This is a genomic window from Actinoplanes sp. NPDC026670 (assembly GCF_040638175.1).
GTDB lineage: Bacteria > Actinomycetota > Actinomycetes > Mycobacteriales > Micromonosporaceae > Actinoplanes.
The window spans coordinates 263,866-281,282 of record NZ_JBEZXU010000001.1; the positions used below are offsets into that span (position 1 = coordinate 263,866).

A 17,417-nucleotide genomic window follows, 5' to 3' on the forward strand; every position below is an offset into this window, starting at 1 on the left:
CGTGAACGTGTAAGGAAACCTCATCTCGGCGACGGCGCGACCGATCTGGCCGGTCGCGCCATCACTCACGCCCGGACCGCGGAGGTTCCCCCGATGGACCTGATCGAGAAGCCACCGCTGGCCGTCGTCATCGACCTGGACGACACGCTGTTCCCGCAGGGCAGCTTCCTCTATGGCGCGGCCCGCGCGGTCGGCCGGGCCGGAGCCGCCGCCGGGCTCGACCCGATCCGCCTCAGTCGCGCGGTCCGCCGCCAGCTGCTGGCCGGTTCGGATCGGGGTGGCACGATCGATCGCGCGCTGGCCGCCTACGGAATAGCGCCCGACCTGGCCGCCGACCTGATCCCGCTGCTGGTGGACGCGTTCACCGCCTACCGCCCGCGCCGGCTGCCCCGCTATCCGGGCACGCTGGATGCGCTGCTCGCGATCAGCTCCCGCTTTCCGGTGGCCTGCCTGACCGACGGCGACCCGGCGATCCAGCGAGCCAAACTGGCCGCGACCGGCTTGGCCAGCTCCTTCACCACCGTCGTCATCACCGACGAGCTCGGCGGCCGCACGCTGCGCAAGCCCCACCCCGAGGGCCTGCGCCAGGCCGCCGCGACCTTGGGCGTCCACCCGTCCGACCTGGTGGTGATAGGCGACCGGCCCACCAGGGACATGGCGGTGGCCGTGGCGTTGGGCGCCCGTTCCATCCGGGTCCGAACCGGCGAATACTTCGACGCCCCCGACACCCCACCACCCACCGCCGAGGCCCCGGATCTCCCCGCAGCCGCCACGTTGCTCGGCGTCTGATCGAGGGGAAAGAACGCCTGAAACACGGGGGCGGAGTCGATGCGTCAGGGGCGCTTTGTCCGTACCGCATCGGGTTGCAGGTCCAGCAGGGACGCGGCGAGGGAGTGCGCCGGGGACAGTGAGGCGGCTTCCAGGTCGCGGAAGAGCGCCTGCGCCCGCACCGCCGGCCAATCCGCCGGCAGGTGGGAGACCGGCAGCCGCGGATCGCGGCGGATGGCGCCGAGCCATTCGGCGATGAGGCTGAGCCGCGCCGCGAGCGGATCGCCGAACGGCGCCGAACCCTCCCACCGATCCAGGAATGACTGATAACGACCAGCGAGTTCGCCCAGATCGTAGGCGTCCCCGACCATCGCCCCGATGTCGGTCAGCTCGGCCGCCCGGGCGTGGAAGACCCGGGCGTGTGCCGACAGCCCGAGCCCGTCCACGATCGACTGGGCGGGCACCGCGCCGGGCGCGATCCAGAGCCCGCCCTGCAACGACCCGAACCCGGACCAGGCCAGCTGCGACCGTAGATCGTGACGTTGCCGCTGCCACGATTCGGGCAGGGAGAAGCAGAGCAGCGTCCACGTGCCGTCCCAGTCGTCGTTGACGGCGCCGGTGTCCCAGATGCGGGAGCGTCCGTCGTGGAGGATCGCGGCGGTCCGGTCGGTGAGCCCGAAGTACATCTTGCGGCCGTGCCGTTGCCGGCGCAGCAGACCGCGATTGACCATGCGGGCCAGCGTGGACCGGGTGGCGTGGGACGAGACGCCGAGCCGGCCGAGCACGTCGATGGCGCTGCCGGAGAACACGCACACGTCCCGGTCCAGGACGAAGTCCCCGAGAAGCATCAGCAGCAGCGTCGAGGGTTTCGGCATGCGCTAGATGTTAGGCACTTTCTTGACGGCCGTTGAAGACAAAGCCTAACTTCGATGAACCTCACCGAGGAGGTTCCTCATGCGCAGAACCGGGCCACTCCTGGTGGCCCTGACGCTCCTACTGACCGCCTGCGGCAACGAGACAGCCGACGGCGACGACCCGATCCGGGTCGGCCAGATCGTCTCGCTGACCGGCAACTACTCCCCGCTCGGCACCGAGAACCAGAAGTCCGTGGCCCTCGCGGTCGAGAAGATCAACGCCGCCGGAGGCATCGGGGGCCGGCGGATCGAACTGTCCGTCCGCGACGACAAGAGCCTGCCCGACCAGGCGGTTCTGGCGTTCAACGAGCTGAAGGACGGCTCCGACGCGATCATCGGGTCGCCGTTCAGCAACTCGGCGCTCGCCACGATTCCGCTGGTGGACCGGGAGGAGATTCCGTACGTCTCGCTCACCCCGGCCGACGAGCAGGTCAAACCCGTCCATCCGTACGTCTTCGTGGTCCCGGCCCTGTCCAGCACCTACGCCGAGGCCACCCTCCAGTACTTCCAGTCGGCGAAACTGACGAAGGTCGCCGTCGCCTACGACACCAAGAGCAGCTACGCGGTCGCCGGTTTCAAAGGCATGCAGGCCAAGGCGGCGCAGTACGGCGTGACGCTCGGCCCGATCGAGGAGTTCCAGACCACCGCCACCGACTTCAGCGCCATCTTCACGCATGTCCGCGCGTCGGACGCGCAGGCACTGATGCTGTGGGGGACCGGCGCTCCGGCCGTCGCCATCACCAAGGGTTACGCGGCCTCCGGCCTGACCATCCCGCTGGTGCTGACCGGCTCGCAGGCCAGCAAACTGTTCCTGGATCCGGCCGGTCCGGCCGCCGAGGGCGCGCTGATCGCGAGTTCGGTCGGGGTCGTCGGCGAGCACCTGCCGGCCGGTGAGCTGAAGACCGCTGTCGACGAGCTGACCAGCGCGTTCACCACCAAGTACGGCTATCCGCCGCCGCAGTTCGCGCAGGACGGCTACAGCGGCGTGAAACTGCTGGCGGCCGCGATCGGGAAGGCCGGCGGCACCGACCGGGCGAAGGTCCGTGACGCGCTCGAAAGTCTCACCCTGACCACTCCGAACGGCGCCTACACCTACACCGCGGCCGACCACTCCGGCCTGACCACCGACTACATCTCGATCAACACGATCAAGGGCGGGAAGTTCGTGCCGACCGAGTTCTCCGCCGGCCGGTTCAAGTGACCGTGGAACTCACGGTCGACAACGTCTCCCGCGCGTTCGGCGGCGTCTACGCCGTGCGTGAGGTGAGCCTGACCGTCCCGGCCGGCGAGTTGCGGGCCGTGATCGGCCCCAACGGCGCCGGCAAGTCCACCCTGTTCGCCCTGATCGGCGGCCAGCTGGCGGTCGATTCCGGCACGGTGGCGCTCGACGGTGTCCGCGTCGAGCGCCGCCCCGCCCACCGGCGCGGGATCGGTGTCGTCTTCCAGTCGGCGCGGGTCTTCCACGGCATGACCGCGTTCGAGAACGTCATGGTCGGCGCGCACGCCGTCACCAGCGCCGGGTTCCTCTCCGCCGCGCTGCGCCTGCCCCGCCACCACCGCGACGAACGCCGCATCCGCGAGAAGGCGCTGGCCTGCCTCGACCGGGTCGGGATCGCCGGCTGGGCGAACCGGCCGGCCGAGGAGCTCCCGCTCGGCCAGCAACGATCCCTGCAACTGGCCCGCGCCCTCTGCGGCGAGCCCCGCCTGCTCCTGCTCGACGAACCGGCCTCCGGCCTGCGCGCCGCCGAACGCGAACACCTCGCCGAGTTGATCACCCGCCTCCGCGACGAGGGCCTCACCATCCTGCTCGTCGAACACGACGTCGCCTTCGTCATGCGGCTCGCCGACCGGGTCACCGTCCTCGACCTGGGCCGCGTCATCGCCGACGGCTCGCCCGCCGAGGTCAGGGCAAACCCCAAGGTCAAAACCGCTTATCTGGGCGTACGGCCGGACGAGCCCCCAGTCCACGCGAGAGGCGTCGTCGAATGACCGGTGCTGTCGACATCGGCAACCTGACCGTCCGGTATGCCGGCGCCACCGCCCTCGACGACGTCAGCCTGTCCGTCGCCGAGAACGAGATGACCGCCCTGATCGGCGCCAACGGGGCCGGCAAGTCCACCCTGGTCAAAGCCCTGGCCGGTCTGGTCCGCCCGTCCTCCGGCACGATCTCCGTGCACGGCCGGCTCGCGCACGTGCCCGAGGGCCGCGAGATGTTCCCGGACATGACCGTCGACGACAACCTGCGCCTCGGCGGCTGGCGCACCCGCAAGCGGAACACCACCCCCGTCTACGACCTGCTCCCCGACCTGGCCGCCATCCGTTCCCGGAAAGCGGGCAGCCTCTCCGGCGGCCAGCAGCAGATGGTCGCGATCGGCCGCGCGCTGATGGCCGACCCGGACGTCCTGGTCATCGACGAGCTCAGCCTCGGCCTGGCCCCGATGATCGTCACCGCGCTGGTCGACCACCTGCGGACCCTGCACGCCACCCGGGAACTGGCCGTCCTCCTGATCGAACAGAACGCCCGCCTCGCCCTCGACCTGTGCCAGCACGCGTACGTCCTGGAGTCCGGCCGGATCGCCCTGCACGGCCCGGCCGCCACCCTGGCCCGCGACCCCCGGGTGACCGCCGCCTACCTGGGCGGCCACGTGACGGTGACGCCATGAGCGACCTGCTCGGCTACCTGATCACCGGGCTCGGGATCGGGGCCGGGTTCGCGCTCGTCGCCAGTGGGCTCGTCGCGATCCACCGGGTGACCCGGGTCGTCAACTTCGCGCAGGGCGGGTTCGCGGTCCTCGCCGCGCTCCTCACCTCCACGCTGCTCAGCGCCGGGCTCCCGCACGGCGTCGCCGAACTCGGTGGCGTGGCCCTGGGCGCGCTCGCCGGCCTCGTCGTCGGCGTCGTCGCGATCGGCCGCCCCGGCACCAGCCCCGGAACCGCGCTGATCGTCACTCTCGGGCTGGGCGTTCTCGCGTACGCCATCGAGGTCTTGATCTGGGGCGATCAGCCCCGGTCCTTCCCGGGCGTGCCAGGCGTCGCCGAGATCGGCGGCGCCCGCATTCCGGCCCACTACCTGCTGATCATCGCGGTGACCGCCGTGGTGTTCGCGCTGATGGCGTGGTTCTTCGCCCGCACCGACCTGGGCCGCGCGCTGACCGCGTGCGCCTCCAACCGCTACGCCGCCCAGGTCGTCGGCATCGACGTGCGCCGGATGGGGCTGCTCGCGTTCACCATCGGCGGCGCGCTCGGCGGCCTGGCCGGGGTGCTGACCACGCCGGTGCAGCAGGTCACCTTCGACAGTGACGTCACCCTGATCGTCAACGGGTTCGCCGCCGCGGTCCTCGGTGGACTCACCCGCCCGGCGATCGCCCTGGCCGGCGGCCTGCTGCTCGGCGTCACCCAGACGGTCGTCGCGGGTTACGGCGGCGGCGCCTACCAGACGGAGGTCGCCCTGGTGCTGATGCTCACCGTCATGATCGTCCAGGCGGCCCGCACCGGCCCGGTCCCGGAGATGGCGCAATGAGCGAGCTCGCGAGCGAATCATCCGGCCACGTCGAAAGTTCATCGCGATGCCGGAGCGCAGCGGAGGTGGCGCGATGAACCGCTGGTTGGTTGCCGGTGTCGCGGTGGTCACGCTGGCGCTGCCGCCGCTCCTGCCGGAGCGTCATCTCGCGACGTTCGTGCTGCTCCTGCTGGCTGCGACGGTCACCGTCGGCGTCTCTCTGCTGATGGGGTACGCCGGACAGGTCTCGCTGGGACAGGCGTCCTTCTACGCGATCGGGGCGTACGCGGCGGCGCTGCCCGCGGTCCACGGCGTGCCGTCGCTGCTCGGCCTGGCCCTGGCGCCGGTGGCCGCGGCCGTGGCGGCGGTGCTGCTCGGCGCCCCACTGCTGCGGCTGCGCGGTCACCACCTGGCGTTCGCGACCCTGGCCGTCCAGCTGATCCTGCTGTCGTTGCTGGCACAGGCCGACTGGGCGGGCGGTGCGATCGGGCTCCAGGGCATTCCACGGCTCACCGTCCTCGGCATCGAGCTCCGCGATCTCGGTTACGCGTACGCCGCCTGGTTGGTCCTGGCCATCGCCCTGCTGATCGCGCGCAACGTCGTCGACTCCCGCCCCGGCCGCGCCCTCCGCGCCGCCGCGACGAGCGAGACGGCGGCCGCCGCGAGCGGTGTCGCGGTCGGCCGGCACCGCCTGGCCGTCTTCACCCTGTCGGCCGCGCTGGCCGGCCTGGCCGGCGGTGTCTACGCCTTCTACCTGGGCTATCTGTCGCCGGGTTCGTTCCCGGTCCTGCTGTCCATCGAGTTCGTGGTGATGGCGGTGGTCGGCGGCCTCGGCACCCTGGCCGGCCCGGTCGTCGGCGCCACCGTGATCGTCCTGCTGGTCCAGCTCCTGAACACCCTCGGCACCCAGCCGGGCATGCCCGACTATGCCCCGAGCGTCCTGTCCTACGCGGTGTACGCCCTGCTCCTGATCACCTGCGTCCTCTACCTGCCGCGAGGCCTGGTCCCGGCCCTCCGCCGCCTCCGAAAGGCTGACATCGCCCGCTGATCCACGGCGGTCCAGACCGCCGGCCGTCGCTGACGACGGTTATCGCGGCGCTTTTCCCGTGCTGTTGTACGGCCGAGCCCGCCGGCCGTCGCTGACGGCGGTTATCGCGGCGCGATTCCCGTGCTGAGCGACGGCTGGGCTGGGCTGGTCGTCAGGCGGCGAGGACCTGGCGGAGGGTGGTGGCGAAGGGGACCGGGTCGCCGTGCTGGCCGTACTCGCCGCCCAGGAAACCGGCGTGGTTGCTCGGAAAGACGGTGGGGGAGATGCCCAGCCGCTCGGCGACCCCGCGCCCGCTGCGGTTGGCCAGCTCGTCCTCCGACTCCGCGCCCACGCCGACGACGATCCGGGTCGGTGCGGCGCGCAGGGCGTCGAAGTCGGGCTCGTACAGGCAGCAGGTCACCAGGTTCTGGCCGAGCAGCGTGTCGTTGCGGGCGCCGTCGTCCTCCGCCGGCAGGCCGAACGTGGCCGGATCAGGACCGGGCTCGTCGGCGAACCCGGGCGGCACCGGGCCCTTCATCGACACGATCTGGATGAACTTCACCATCGCCGGGCCGATGCCGGACCGCTCGTACAGGGCACGGATGCCCAGCACCGCGGCCTCCGCCTCCTTGTGGTCGGGCGTGAACCGGACCGCCGGCGGCTCGTGCGCGACGAGCGTGCGCACCAGGCCGGGATGGGCGGCGACCAGGGCGAGCGAGTTGACCGCGCCACCGCTGCTGGCGAACAGGTCGACCGGCCCGCCGACCGCCTCGATGACCCGGCGGATGTCGTCGGCGTGCTGCGCGGGCGTGGACTCCGGCGCCGGGTCGGTGCGCACGCTGCGAGCCGTACCCCGGGGGTCGTAGGTGATCAGGGTCCGGTCGCTGAAGTGGCCGGCCAGGGTGACGAAGCCGCTCGCGTCCATCGGCGAGCCGATCAGCATCAGCGGCGGCTCGCCGGACGGCGTCGCGGGCAGGCGCACGTCATAGGTGATGACGGCGCCGGGAACATCCAGGGAGTGGGTCGCGGTCATGCTGCGACCCTAACCCCGATGCGCGGGGCCCGATGGGCCCCGCGCAGGTTTCAGCTTTCCGCCGGGCGGGTTGCGGGCCAGGTCAAGACCTCGTCAGAGATTTCGGTACGCCGGAGCGCGCGCTCATCCCGGCCGGGGATGGCACGGCCGTTCGCGACCACCAGCCGGGCCGTCTCGATCGCCCCGTGCGCCTGGAAGTGCGTGTTGTCCTGCACGCCGTCCGGGTAGTTGGCCGACTCGCCGGCGTCCAGCCACAGGAACTCGTCCTTGGTGGCCTCCGGCCCGAGCGTGCCCCACCGCTCGAACGACAGCGCGGTCAGGTCGATCAGCGGTGTCCGGGTCTCGGCGGCCAGCGCCCGCATCGAGTCGGGGTACTCGCCGTGCGACAGGTACGGCGTGCCGTCCGCGGTGAACCGCCGCCGCTCGACCGGGGTGACCAGGACCGGCCGGGCCCGGGCGGCACGTGCCCCGTCCAGGTAGAGCCGCAGATACTCCTGGAACGTGGTCCACGGCAGGGTGCCGCGGGCCGGGTCGGTGGTCTTCTCGTCGTTGTGCCCGAACGACACGAGCAGCACGTCACCGGGCCGGATCGCGGCGAGGATCCGGTCGAGGCGGCCCAGGTCGGCGAAGCTCTTGGAACTGGCCCCGGACAGCGCCTCGTTGACCACCCGCACGTGATGGCGCAGGAAGACGTGCAAGGCCTGCCCCCAGCCGGCGCGGGGATGGTCGGCGACCGCATAGGTGGCGGCGGTCGAGTCCCCGGCGACGAAGACGGTGGGCCGGTGGCCGCCGGCGAGGGCGGGCGCGGCTTCGGTGACGGCCAGGGCCCCGGCGATCGTCCCGCCGATCCCGGCGCGGAGCAACGTTCTCCGTTGAATCTGCATGACGCCACATTGAATCAATGAACCTCAATGCAGGCAAGCGCTTTCCTGCTGGTGGAATGCGATCAATCGAGTGTTGATCAATTAGGGGCAAGATGGGATCGAAACATGTCGGAGGGACGATGTAGGTTACGTTCGCCGAGACCTAGTCAGAGGAGTGGTTATCGTGACGACATCCGTGGAACGGGCACGGCCCACGGAGGGCGCGGGGGCGTCGTTCACCGCACGCGAGCGCTGGGTGCTGCTGGTCGCGAGCGCCTGGCTGGTCATCGGATTGCAGCTCGACGCATATGCGCATGCCACCACACCCGAGCTGGAGACCTTCTGGACCCCGTGGCACGGCGTCCTCTACTCGGGCATCGCCGCGTCCGGGTTCACCCTGCTCTGGATCATGCGGTCCCGGCTGCCCGGCATCCCCACCTACCGCGACCTGCTGGCTCTGCCCAACGCGTTGCGGCTGCCCCTGGCCGGCATGGCGTTCCTGCTGGTCGGCGGTGGTGTGGACACGTTGTGGCACAACATCTGGGGCATCGAGCGCGACATGGAGATCTTCGTCAGCCCCAGCCACGAGTTCATCATCCTGGGCATGGCCCTGGTCGCCATGGGCCCGACGCTGATGCTCGCGGCCGGCCCCGGCGATCGGCTCGGCGTGAGCGGCGGCTTCCTGGTCGGCATCTCCACCCTGTTCGCCGCCCTGCCGGTGCACATCTACTCGCTGCACGCCTCGTCGATCGGCTTCCGTCACCTGGGCAGCGGCAACGAGCCGGTCCCGGTCTTCTCACCGGACGCCCAGCTGATCCACGGCTACATCTTCAGCACCATCCTGCTGCTCCTGCCGTTCATCGTGATCGGCCGCCGCTGGCCCCTGCCACTGGGCCTGCCGTCCATCCTGGTCGCGATCATCGCCGTGCTGATGCACCTGATGTTCGACTCCCGCGACGAGTGGTGGCCCGCCCTGACCCTGGCCGCGGTCTCGTTCGCCATCGAAGCCGTGTGGCGCCTGGTCACCCCCCTGCTCAAGATCCCGAGCAACGGCCGCTGGGTCCTGTTCGGCCTGGCCACCCCACCTGTCGCGTGGGGCACGGTCCTGCTGGTCGGCCAGATCCAGGAGGGCAGCACCGGCTTCAACATCCACATGACCACCGGTCTGCTGACCCTGACCGCCCTGACCGGCGCGGCCACGGTGCTGGTCGCCCGCAGCGTCCAGCACCTCCCCAGGTGACCGGCCCACTCCCGCGCCGTGCCGCCTCGACCGCCCGCGATGATGCTCCGGTCGCGGGCGGTCGTGGTTCCAGTTCGGGCGCGGTCTCCCGGGCTGCTGCTCTGATTGCGGTTTCCCGGGGCGCCGGTCCGGGTGCGGTGTCCCAGAATGCCGGTCCGGTCGCGTTGTCCCAGAATGCCGGTCCGGTCGCGGTGTCCCAGAAAGCTGGTCCGGTCGCGGTGTCCAAGAATGCCGGTCCGGTCGCGGTTTTCCGGGATTCCGGTCGGGTTGCGGCTTCCCGCGGCGCGGCTCCGCGATGACCGTTCCGGGGCGTCGCCGCGAGCCGGTTGTGCAGCGGAGCGGCCACGTGAGTCGGCTGCATGTCGGAGCGGTCGCGTGAGCTCGGCGGCTGGCGGGCGGGTGGCGCGGACGCTGTCGGTGCTGGTCGCCGTCGCCGGGCTGCTCGTGATCACCGGCGGGCCGGCGGCGGCACACGCCGGCGGCCTCACGGCCACCGACGCGCGAGGGCGGGTGGTCTCGGTGACACCCGCGGTCCCCGGCCTGAAGATCACCGCGATCGAGGCGGGCGCAAGGTTGCGGCTGCGCAACGGCACATCAGTTCCGGTGACGATCAAACCCGGCGGCGGTACGGCCACACCCTCCGTCATCCCACCCGGCGCCGAGCTGACCTGGATCGACGAACGAGCCACCCCCGACGGCCGCACTGTCGCGGCGGGGGAGACCGTCCCATGGACGATCCCGCTGGAGCTCGCCGGGACCGAGGTGATCGTCACCGGCGCCCTGGTCGGCGAGCAGCGCCCGCTCGCCCCGCTCTGGTGGCTCGCCGCCGCCCTCACCGCCGCCGCGATCATCCTGGCCGCCCGCCGAACCCGCCGAGCCGACCTCCTGCTCGCCACCTCCGGAACCGTCGCAGCCGCCGCGTCGATCGCGCACGTGATCGGTTCCACCCTGGCTGTCGAGTCCGCCCCGCCGGTCGGCACGTTCCTGAGCGCCGCCGGCATCAACCTCCTGGCCTGGCCACTGATCATCGGCGGCGCGGTGACGGCCTTCCGTGGCCGGGCGGCGGGCATCCTGGCGGTGTGTGCCGGTGCGGCCCTGACCGCAGTCTTCGTGCTGCCCGACGTGACGTCGTTCCACCGCCCGGTCCTCCCGTTCGAGGGCCCGGCCGCCCTCGAACGCCTGCTGGTCGTCCTGGCCCTCGGCCTCGGCGCGGGTGTGGCGGTCGCCGGCGCCGGAGTCCTACGGGACCTGGCCCAGAAGGCCGCCGTCGTCCCGACCGCCGCTGCTGGTCCGGGCGCGGCTGCCGGTCCGTCCACGGCGGGGGAGGCGTGAGACTCCGGATGCTGCGGGCGTGGTGGGTTGTGGTTGGGGGCGGCGCACGGCGTACCAAATGGGAGAATTGACGGTGACCGGACCGCTGACGCCGCTCGCGCATGGGGTGGGCAGTGCCGAAGGGCTGCCGCTGCCGCTCGATCTGGTGCTCCAGGCCGGCGCCGCGACGGTTGTCGTGTCTTTTTTGATCGCTGCGTTCTGGTGGCGGACGCCGCGGCTGAAGCCGTCCGAACCGCGCCGGTTCGGTGTGGCCCGCCGGCTGCGCTTCCCGGTGCTGGTCCTGGCGTTGTATGTGACCGGGTTCGCGCTGGCCGGCCCGCGCGACGGGAACCCGGCCGCACACGCCCTGTTCGTCTGGCTCTGGGTTGGACTGATTCTGATCAGCGTGGTGTTCGGGCCGGTGTGGCGGGCCGTCAACCCGCTGCGGACGATCTTCACGCTGCTGGGGCTGCCCCGGAACGGGCTGCGCCCCCTCGCGCCGGGCCGCCCGCGGTCGTCCTGGCCGGCGGCGGCGTTCCTGCTGGCGTTCGTCTGGTTCGAGCTGCTGGCGCCCCATCATGGCGATCCGGTCGCGGTCGGTCTTTGGATTCTGGGGTACGGCCTGAGCCAGGTGATCCTCGCGATCCTGCGTGGTGAGGAGTGGTTCGCCCGCGGTGACTGCTTCGAGGTGTACTCCGAACTGGCCGGCCGCCTGAGCCCGATCCGCCACCGGCAGCCGCTCTCCGGCCTGGCCGTCGACACCCCACCGCTCCTCTCCGCGGCCCCTGCCCCGGCGCGGCCGCCGCTCGTCTCCGCCGGGATCGCGGGATTCATTGCGGTCTGGTGGGGATCGACGGTTTTCGACAGTGCGACGCCGTTCTGGACAGGTTTCACCGACCGTTCCGGAGCGCCGCTGCTACTGGGAACAGCCGCCCTCGTCCTGCTCTGCGCGCTGGTCTTCCTGGCCGTCCGCTGGACCTCGGGCCGCCTCGACATGTCCGTGTCGCTGATCCCGATCGCGGTCGGCTACACCCTCGCCCACTACCTGTCCCTGCTGATCGTCGAAGCCCCGCGCGGCGTCCTGCTGCTGGTGGGCGCCCCCGCCGCCGGCTGGGATCCGCAACCGGCCCCGGCGGCCATCGCCACCGCACAGATCACCCTGATCCTGATCGGACATGCGACAGGCGTGATCGTCGCCCACGACCGTTCCCTGGCCACCGCCCCGGAGCGCCCCACCCTGGCCGTCCTGGCCGACGAACTCCCGATGGTCCTTTTCATGATCGCGTGCACCTGGGCCGGCTTGTTCCTGCTGTTCGTCCACTGAGAGTCCCGCGCCCGGCTCTGGCCGCTGAGTCCTGCACCTGGCTCCGGCCGCGGAGTCCCGCGCCCAGCTCCGGCCGCGGGGCTTCGGGATCTTGCACGACTCTGCCCGCCCGCGGCGATCTTGCACGGTTCTTCACGTCCTGGGGTGGATCATCGTGCAAGGTCCACATCTTGGCGTGGACCTTGCACGAGTTTCCCCGTCCGGGCGTGGAGATACCTGCAAGATCGGCCCTGAGGTGAAAACTCGTGCAAGATCAACACGGGTGAGGATTCGTGCAAGATCTGTGAAGAGGCGGATCGGTGTGCGAGCAGTCAGCTCCCCTGATGGTCGATGAAGACAGCGGTGAGAACGCCGCAACTGCCCGGTGTCTTCTCACTGACACCCCCTATGAGAAGAAGTCTTTGCATAGATATATTCTCATGTATGCGCCGCAACCTGACGGACATCGACTCGCTGAAGGCATTGGCCCACCCACTGAGGCAGCAGATGTTCACCCACCTGAACCGTTTCGGTCCCGCCACCTCCGCCGACCTGTCCACCCGATTCGCCGTCGACCGCGGCGCCGCCAGCTACCACCTGCGCCAGCTGGAACGGTTCGGGTTCATCGAGGAGGACACCGACCGTTCCGCCGGCCGCCGCCGCTACTGGAAGCCGATCCCACTGGACCTGCGCCTGCCGTACGACTCGGACGATCCGTCGATCGCTGCCGCCGCCGACGCGATCGGGCAGCAGTGGATGGACCAGGCCCAGCGTGACCTGCACACCTACCTGTCCGACCGGCAGTCGTTCGGCGCGTTCGGCGAGGCGGCCATGCACTCGTTCAGCAACATCAACCTGACCGCCGACGAGCTGGCCCAGTTCGCCGAGGAGTTCGTCGCCTTCGTCAGCCGCTGGCACCGCTACCCGGCCGAGGCCACCGACGGCGCTCGCCCGATCACTGTCCTGTTCAACGCGTTCCCCACGCCGTCATGACCCCGCTCTGGCGCAACCGCGACTTCACCCTGCTCTGGAGCGGCCAGGTGATCTCCAGCCTGGGCGCCGCGATCAGCAGCACGGCCACTCCGCTGCTGGTGCTGTCCACCACGGGCTCGCCGCTCGACGCCGGCCTGGTCGGGGCCGCCGGCACCCTGCCGCACCTGATCGCGAACCTGCCGGCCGGCCCGCTGGTCGACCGCTGGAACCGCCGCCGCATCCTGCTGGTCAGCGAGATCGTCGCCGGTTTGGCCCTGCTGAGCATCCCGCTGGCGATCTGGTCCGGCCTGTTCACGATCGCGCAGTTGTGTGTGGTCGCGTTCCTCCAGGGGGTGTGTTTCGTCTTCTTCGGACTGGCCCAGGACGCGGCCCTGCCGATGGTCGTCCCGCCGGACCAGTTGGCCACCGCGATCGCCGCGGACGAGGCCCGCAGCCGGGGCGCGACTCTGGCCGGCCCACCGATCGGCGGCGCCCTGTTCGGCCTGGACCGCGCGGCCCCGTTCCTGGTCGACGGCATCTCCTACCTGATCGCCGCCGCAGCGTTGCTGTTCCTGCGTCGTGATCTGCAGAAACCCGCCGAGGGCCCGGCCGAGCCACTGTGGCGGGCAGCGGTCACCGGCCTGCGGTACGTCTGGCACAACCCGCTGATCCGGGTGTCCCTGCTGCTGATCGCGGCGAGCAACTTCGTCTTCCAGGCCCTGATCCTGGTGCTGGTGGTGCTGGCCGGCCGGCAGGGCGGCACGGCCTCCGACATCGGCCTGATGCTGGGCCTCTACAGTGCCGGCGGACTGCTGGGCGCGTTCGCGGCGAGCCGCCTGCACCGGATGGTGTCGTTCCGGGGCGCGCTGGTCGGCGTCAACTGGGTCTGGGCCCTGCTGCTGCCCCTGTTCCTGCTGACCACGGCCCCGTGGCAGATCGGCGTAGTGGGCGCGCTGACCGCGTTCGTGGGTCCCCTATGGAACGTAGTGATCTTCACCTACGCCGGCGTAGTGGTTCCCAACGAGCTACTGGGCCGCGTGATGAGCGCCGCCGGCACCCTGACCTGGGGCGTGATGCCGATCGCGTCCCTGACCGGCGGCCTGATGCTGACCGCGATCGGAACCACAGGCTCGTTGTGGTCCCTCTCCGCGATCATGCTCATCGCCGCGGTCGCGGCAACCCTTTCCCCTTCGGTACGGCGTACGCCCACCCAGCCCGAGCCGATCCCTCAGCCCCAGCCCTGATCCGGTCGGTACCGGCTTCGTGCCAGGCGTGGTCGGGAGTTGATTTTGTGGCGGAGCGTGGCGGAAGAGTAGCGGGCATGACACGGAACAGCCCGCGCTCCATCGCCCTCCGGACGTTCATGGCCCTCACTCCGGCCCTGCTCGTCACGGGCGTCGCCGTTGCCCTCGTCGGTGGCGGCCGGGCCACCGAGGCGTCCGCGGGCGCCATGCCCGCCGCTGCTCCCAGCCCCGCCTGCCGCACCGACGACCTGACCGGCACGGTGACCGGGCGCGGTGGCGACAGCGTGCGGCAGGCGGTGCTCAGCCTCACCAACACCGCCGACCACCCGTGTCAGATCCAGGGCTGGGCCGATGTCGCCCTGGTCACCCCGCCCGGCGAGGTCGTCCGGGTGCCGACGGCCGAGGTCGGCACGGCCGGAGCGGCGCTCGTCCTCGAACCGGGCGCCACCGCCGCGTCCACCCTGGAGTGGGACACCTGCGCGGAGGGCGGCAGGGGATGCGGCGCCGGGGTGGCGTTCCAGTTCATCGTCGACGCCGACTCCACCGGCGCCGCCGCTGACGTGGCCGAACTCCCCGAGGCCGACGGCCCGGGCATCACCATGTCGGCTCTGCGGATCGGGCCGCTCCAGGCCCAGGCGTAGGGGGGGCGAGCACCTGGGCCACAACCGCCGGCCGTCGCTCACGGCGGTTTCGGGGGTGCGGTAGGGACGTTCAGCGACGGCTGGCGGTCCGGGGGGCCTTGCGGTACGGGCGAGCCGTCGCTCACGGCGGTTTCGGGGGTGCGGTAGGGACGTTCAGCGACGGCTGGCGGTCCGAGGGGCCTTGCGGTGCGGGCGAGCCGTCGCTCACGGCGGTTTCGGGGGGTCGATGACCGTGCTCAGCGACGGCTGGCGGGGTGGGGTTCACACGATGGCCGGGCCGAAGGTGTCGGACATGGCGGCCACGCCCAGGCACAGCAGCGGGCCGGGGAAGGCGTCGTCGACGTCGGTCAGGTCGTGCCACTGCTGGATCACCGGGTCGGTGGAGTGCCTGTGCAGCGAACGGTGTCCCGGGTCGGGGACCTGGTGGCCGGCGGCCCGGAGCATCGTGGCCACCGTGTCGAGCAGCCGGCGGACCGCGGCCGCGATGTTGCCGGGGGCGGCGTCCGGGCCGGGCAGGGCGTGTTCGGTGACCCAGGCGGCCAGCTCCGGGCCGGAGACGACGTGGTCGCGGGCCCGGATGCCGAACGTGCGGCCGTAGACGACCAGGGATGTGGTCTGCACCAGGACCTGGTGTACCGGGACCCGCCTGGGCAGGGTGATCACCGGATGTGTCGGCGCGAGCAGGATGGCGGCGCGCCGGGTGGCGGCCAGCCAGGAACCGGTGTCACCCGCCGCGACCTGGTTCGCGTACTCCCAGATTGTCGGCACCGAACGATCTTGGCCAGTCGCGGGCCGGGTGGCATCGGTCGTCGGGCCGGGCTCGGTGTCCTCCGAACGTGCGTTTTCCGGTCACGATTAGTACATCTGATCTAATCATGGGGTAAGGTGCGCGCATGAGCATCGACAGCGGTGCAGATTCCCGTCCGCCACTGACCGCCCGCCAGCTGCGCATCCTCGCGGTGATCGAGGATTGGGTGCGCGAGCGTGGCTACCCACCGACGGTTCGGGAGATCGGCGCGGCCGTCGGCCTGGTCTCGCCGTCGTCCGTTTCCTATCAGCTCGGCGTTCTGGAGAGACACGGCCTGATCCGGCGGCAGCCCAACAACTCCCGGGCTGTCGAGCTGTGCCGGCCCGCTCCGGCCGGTCCCGAGCCACGGGTGGTGCGGATTCCGCTGCTCGGGGCGATCGCCGCCGGCGCGCCGATCCTGGCCGAGGAGCACGTCGAGGATCATCTGACGGTGTCCGCCGGGATGGTCGGCGGGGGCACGCTGTTCGCCCTCAACGTCAAGGGCGACTCGATGATCGACGCCGCGATCTGCGACGGCGACGTGGTGGTGATCCGTCAGCAGCCGGTCGCGGAGAATGGCGAGATCGTGGCCGCGATGATCGGCGACGAGGCGACTGTCAAGGTGTTCCGCCGGCGTGACGGCCACACCGAGTTGCTCCCACGAAACCCGGCCTACCAGCCGATCCCCGCCGACGACGCGGTCATCCTGGGCAAGGTGGTCAGTGTCTTCCGGCGCCTGTGAAAGGTGAAATGGGGAGGTGAGCCACCGGATCAGCCCGGCGGTCGCGTTTCGGCCCGGCGCCGGGGCTGCGTCGCGGGGTAGGGGACAGCGCTCTTCGTGGCCGTACCGAATCAGCGGTTGATCTCCACGCCGGAGGCGTCGACGGTGACCGAAGGGATGGCGGTGACCTTGCGGATCTCCTCGAGGCAGGTTTCGAAGACCGGCCGGAAGGCCGCTGGATCGCCGCCGGCTGATCCGGACGAGGCGAAGAACCGCGCGTGTACGGATTCCCAGGCGAACTGCCGGGCCGCGTCGAGGTGCGTGCTGAGGTAGGTGAGCCAGGTGTAGACGTCGAGGGCCGTGCACGAGTGCCGGCTGAGGATCCGGACGACCTCGCTGTCCAGCGGGATCCAGCGCAGCGCCGACTTGGCGAACTCGGCGTCCAGGGTGACCGTCGGCGGGCGGTCCGAGGCGGAGTCGAGCAGCCCGTGGCCGGGCCGGCCGCGGCTGGCGACGAGGGCGCCGGTGCTGCCCGCCTGTTCACCGACCCACCCGTGCCGGAGGGTGCGCTGGAGCTGACCTTCGAGCTCGGCGAACCAGTCGCCGCGCACGGGCTGCCCGGAGAGGGAGCCGCGCACGGGCTGCCCGGCGGGGGAACTGCGCACGGTCTGCTCCGGGAGCGAGCCGCGGACCGACTGTTCGGTGAGGGAGCCGAGCGCGGCCAGGAATCCGTACACCCGATGCGGGTGCAGGGTGATCGTGCGGGTGCGGCAGCGGAACGCCTCGGTGCACAGGAACATCACCAGGTGGCGGCCGAGCAGGCCGTAGGGGATGCCCGCGTGCCGGGCGGTCTCGCCGGGGCCGGATCGCCAGCTGCCGAGCCCGGCCCGGTAGTGGACTTCGACGTCACCGGGATCGTTGACCGGCAGGACCAGATCGGCGTGCGCCGGCGGGTAGAGGATGATCTCGCCGCCGGAGGAGCCACCCGGCGAACGGTGGACGCGATGGCCGTCCGCCGGGTCGACGGTGATGTGCACGGCGACGTCGCCGTGCCGGAACGAGAGACTCACGTCGACAGCAACGACTGATCATGA

At 71.1% G+C, this 17,417-nt stretch carries 18 protein-coding genes; 13 read left to right on the forward strand and 5 right to left on the reverse strand.

Annotation, left to right across the window (positions count from 1 at the left end; translation table 11 throughout):
- Positions 1–789, forward strand: a 789-nt coding sequence (locus tag AB0E94_RS01085; RefSeq protein WP_360320479.1) for an HAD family hydrolase, incomplete at its 5' end; no start/stop codon positions are given.
- 44 nt (positions 790–833) lie between these two features.
- Here the strand turns inward: AB0E94_RS01085 and AB0E94_RS01090 are convergent.
- Positions 834–1,643, reverse strand: coding sequence for a PaaX family transcriptional regulator C-terminal domain-containing protein (locus tag AB0E94_RS01090; protein ID WP_360320482.1), 810 nt, complete (start codon positions 1,641–1,643; stop codon positions 834–836).
- A 79-nt stretch (positions 1,644–1,722) separates the two neighbouring features.
- On the opposite strand from AB0E94_RS01090, the gene AB0E94_RS01095 reads away from it, so the two are divergent.
- From AB0E94_RS01095 to AB0E94_RS01115, 5 genes are all read left to right on the forward strand, one after another.
- Complete coding sequence (locus AB0E94_RS01095) at positions 1,723–2,883, forward strand: ABC transporter substrate-binding protein (RefSeq protein ID WP_360320485.1); 1,161 nt, start codon at positions 1,723–1,725, stop codon at positions 2,881–2,883.
- A gap of 2 nt (positions 2,884–2,885) precedes the next feature.
- Positions 2,886–3,671, forward strand: a complete 786-nt coding sequence (locus AB0E94_RS01100; protein WP_360320488.1) for an ABC transporter ATP-binding protein — start codon at positions 2,886–2,888, stop codon at positions 3,669–3,671.
- Positions 3,668–4,345, forward strand: coding sequence for an ABC transporter ATP-binding protein (locus AB0E94_RS01105; RefSeq protein WP_360320491.1), 678 nt, complete (start codon positions 3,668–3,670; stop codon positions 4,343–4,345). The genes AB0E94_RS01100 and AB0E94_RS01105 overlap by 4 nt, the downstream gene beginning before the upstream one ends.
- Entirely contained in the window at positions 4,342–5,202 is an 861-nt protein-coding gene (locus AB0E94_RS01110) for a branched-chain amino acid ABC transporter permease (RefSeq protein ID WP_360320494.1), read from the forward strand. The genes AB0E94_RS01105 and AB0E94_RS01110 overlap by 4 nt, the downstream gene beginning before the upstream one ends.
- 73 nt (positions 5,203–5,275) lie before the next feature.
- Positions 5,276–6,229 (forward strand): branched-chain amino acid ABC transporter permease, encoded by a 954-nt coding sequence (locus AB0E94_RS01115; RefSeq protein ID WP_360320497.1) that lies wholly within the window; start codon positions 5,276–5,278, stop codon positions 6,227–6,229.
- A gap of 151 nt (positions 6,230–6,380) precedes the next feature.
- Here the strand turns inward: AB0E94_RS01115 and AB0E94_RS01120 are convergent, their stop codons facing one another.
- Both AB0E94_RS01120 and AB0E94_RS01125 read right to left on the reverse strand, forming a co-directional pair.
- Complete coding sequence (locus AB0E94_RS01120; RefSeq protein ID WP_360320500.1) at positions 6,381–7,241, reverse strand: alpha/beta hydrolase; 861 nt, start codon at positions 7,239–7,241, stop codon at positions 6,381–6,383.
- Positions 7,242–7,291: 50 nt separating this feature from the next.
- Positions 7,292–8,125 (reverse strand): rhamnogalacturonan acetylesterase, encoded by an 834-nt coding sequence (locus tag AB0E94_RS01125; protein ID WP_360320503.1) that lies wholly within the window; start codon positions 8,123–8,125, stop codon positions 7,292–7,294.
- A gap of 163 nt (positions 8,126–8,288) precedes the next feature.
- On the opposite strand from AB0E94_RS01125, the gene AB0E94_RS01130 reads away from it, so the two are divergent.
- The 6 genes from AB0E94_RS01130 to AB0E94_RS01155 all read left to right on the forward strand — a co-directional run bounded on the left by AB0E94_RS01130 (position 8,289) and on the right by AB0E94_RS01155 (position 14,815).
- Complete coding sequence (locus AB0E94_RS01130; protein WP_360320506.1) at positions 8,289–9,344, forward strand: hypothetical protein; 1,056 nt, start codon at positions 8,289–8,291, stop codon at positions 9,342–9,344.
- A 375-nt stretch (positions 9,345–9,719) separates the two neighbouring features.
- A complete protein-coding gene (locus tag AB0E94_RS01135) occupies positions 9,720–10,676 on the forward strand; it encodes a hypothetical protein (protein ID WP_360320509.1) in 957 nt (318 codons plus the stop codon).
- Positions 10,677–10,749: 73 nt separating this feature from the next.
- A complete protein-coding gene (locus AB0E94_RS01140; RefSeq protein ID WP_360320512.1) occupies positions 10,750–11,979 on the forward strand; it encodes a hypothetical protein in 1,230 nt (409 codons plus the stop codon).
- 423 nt (positions 11,980–12,402) lie between these two features.
- Positions 12,403–12,951, forward strand: coding sequence for a winged helix-turn-helix domain-containing protein (locus AB0E94_RS01145; protein ID WP_360320515.1), 549 nt, complete (start codon positions 12,403–12,405; stop codon positions 12,949–12,951).
- The gene (locus AB0E94_RS01150; protein WP_360320518.1) at positions 12,948–14,174 is read left to right on the forward strand and encodes an MFS transporter; all 1,227 of its coding nucleotides are present in this window, start codon (positions 12,948–12,950) and stop codon (positions 14,172–14,174) included. Before AB0E94_RS01145 ends, AB0E94_RS01150 begins: the two co-directional genes overlap by 4 nt.
- Positions 14,175–14,251: 77 nt before the next feature.
- The gene (locus tag AB0E94_RS01155; RefSeq protein WP_360320521.1) at positions 14,252–14,815 is read left to right on the forward strand and encodes a DUF4232 domain-containing protein; all 564 of its coding nucleotides are present in this window, start codon (positions 14,252–14,254) and stop codon (positions 14,813–14,815) included.
- Positions 14,816–15,076: 261 nt separating this feature from the next.
- On the opposite strand, the gene AB0E94_RS01160 is transcribed toward AB0E94_RS01155, so the two are convergent.
- Positions 15,077–15,583, reverse strand: coding sequence for a hypothetical protein (locus AB0E94_RS01160; RefSeq protein WP_360320524.1), 507 nt, complete (start codon positions 15,581–15,583; stop codon positions 15,077–15,079).
- Positions 15,584–15,708: 125 nt separating this feature from the next.
- On the opposite strand from AB0E94_RS01160, the gene lexA reads away from it, so the two are divergent.
- Entirely contained in the window at positions 15,709–16,344 is a 636-nt protein-coding gene (gene lexA, locus AB0E94_RS01165; RefSeq protein ID WP_360320527.1) for a transcriptional repressor LexA, read from the forward strand.
- A 110-nt stretch (positions 16,345–16,454) separates the two neighbouring features.
- Here lexA and AB0E94_RS01170 read toward each other — a convergent pair whose 3' ends face one another.
- Positions 16,455–17,393: a hypothetical protein gene (locus AB0E94_RS01170; protein ID WP_360320530.1), complete on the reverse strand. Its 939-nt coding sequence runs from the start codon at positions 17,391–17,393 to the stop codon at positions 16,455–16,457.
- Between the last annotated feature and the right edge of the window lie 24 nt (positions 17,394–17,417).

What these genes read in the sequence shown, in the direction of transcription:
- AB0E94_RS01095 (WP_360320485.1), top strand. Translation starts at nt 1,723, where the DNA reads ATGCGCAGAACCGGGCCACTCCTGGTGGCCCTGACGCTCCTACTGACC.
- AB0E94_RS01155 (WP_360320521.1), top strand. Translation starts at nt 14,252, where the DNA reads ATGACACGGAACAGCCCGCGCTCCATCGCCCTCCGGACGTTCATGGCC.
- AB0E94_RS01115 (WP_360320497.1), top strand. Translation starts at nt 5,276, where the DNA reads ATGAACCGCTGGTTGGTTGCCGGTGTCGCGGTGGTCACGCTGGCGCTG.
- AB0E94_RS01150 (WP_360320518.1), top strand. Translation starts at nt 12,948, where the DNA reads ATGACCCCGCTCTGGCGCAACCGCGACTTCACCCTGCTCTGGAGCGGC.
- AB0E94_RS01090 (WP_360320482.1), bottom strand. Translation starts at nt 1,643, where the DNA reads ATGCCGAAACCCTCGACGCTGCTGCTGATGCTTCTCGGGGACTTCGTC.
- AB0E94_RS01105 (WP_360320491.1), top strand. Translation starts at nt 3,668, where the DNA reads ATGACCGGTGCTGTCGACATCGGCAACCTGACCGTCCGGTATGCCGGC.
- AB0E94_RS01145 (WP_360320515.1), top strand. Translation starts at nt 12,403, where the DNA reads ATGCGCCGCAACCTGACGGACATCGACTCGCTGAAGGCATTGGCCCAC.
- AB0E94_RS01120 (WP_360320500.1), bottom strand. Translation starts at nt 7,241, where the DNA reads ATGACCGCGACCCACTCCCTGGATGTTCCCGGCGCCGTCATCACCTAT.
- lexA (WP_360320527.1), top strand. Translation starts at nt 15,709, where the DNA reads ATGAGCATCGACAGCGGTGCAGATTCCCGTCCGCCACTGACCGCCCGC.
- AB0E94_RS01125 (WP_360320503.1), bottom strand. Translation starts at nt 8,125, where the DNA reads ATGCAGATTCAACGGAGAACGTTGCTCCGCGCCGGGATCGGCGGGACG.
- AB0E94_RS01110 (WP_360320494.1), top strand. Translation starts at nt 4,342, where the DNA reads ATGAGCGACCTGCTCGGCTACCTGATCACCGGGCTCGGGATCGGGGCC.